Origin of the sequence: Bowmanella yangjiangensis (assembly GCF_017255015.1) — a bacterium.
In the GTDB taxonomy this organism is placed as follows: Bacteria; Pseudomonadota; Gammaproteobacteria; order Enterobacterales; family Alteromonadaceae; genus Bowmanella; species Bowmanella yangjiangensis.
This window is the reverse complement of sequence record NZ_JAFKCS010000431.1, coordinates 1-657: the sequence shown is the minus strand read 5'-3', so window position 1 is coordinate 657 and position 657 is coordinate 1. Positions and strand designations below refer to the sequence as shown.

Here is a 657-nt window from a genome sequence, read left to right as displayed (position 1 = left end):
CACGCCGGGGAGCGGCCAGGGCTGCGGCAGGCGCGCATCGATCCGCAGCCAGCCGGGGGCTGTCAGCAGTGCGTCGAGCTGCCGGGCCTCGCCAGGCAACTGCAGTTGCCATTGCGCGCTGACGCCGGCCTGTTGTGGCGTGCTGGGCAGCTGCGGGCTGGCGGCTGGCAGCCACTCGCTCAGCCAGGTGCTGACCCAGGCTAGGTCGGGCAGGGGCGCGACCTCCAGGTCGCCGCTCCAGCGCATGGTGGCATCGGCCTGGGGCCTGAGGTCGCTGCGCAGATCCAGTTGCGGCTGATCGTCCAGGCGCATGCTCATCTGCAGCTGGCGGCTGCTGTCCGGCGCGCTGCCCAGTCCCTGTAACTGTGCCTGCAGCGTGGCGCTGTGGCCTGCCCGCAGCAGCTGCAGTTGCACCTGTAGCGCATCGTCCAGCCGTTGCAGGGTGAGATGCCCGTCCAGGGTGCAGCGACCGCTTGCGCAGGGCAGCTGCGCCGCCATCTCGCGCACGCTGATCTGGCGCGGTAGCCAGGGCAGGGCGGCGAGCAGATCGCGCAGGGGGCGGGCGGGGTCGTCAGTGTCCGGGCTGTCCTGCTGCGCCTGTGGCGCCTGCCAGTCGGCCTGCAGCCCCTGCACCAGCAGGCGGTAGCGCGGCGCCTC

The 657-nt window shown here is 72.6% G+C and carries 1 protein-coding gene; it reads right to left on the bottom strand.

Annotated elements, in window-relative coordinates; genetic code table 11:
• A partial coding sequence (locus J0A65_RS24975; protein ID WP_232850144.1) for a hypothetical protein occupies positions 1 to 657 on the bottom strand: 657 nt, incomplete at both ends.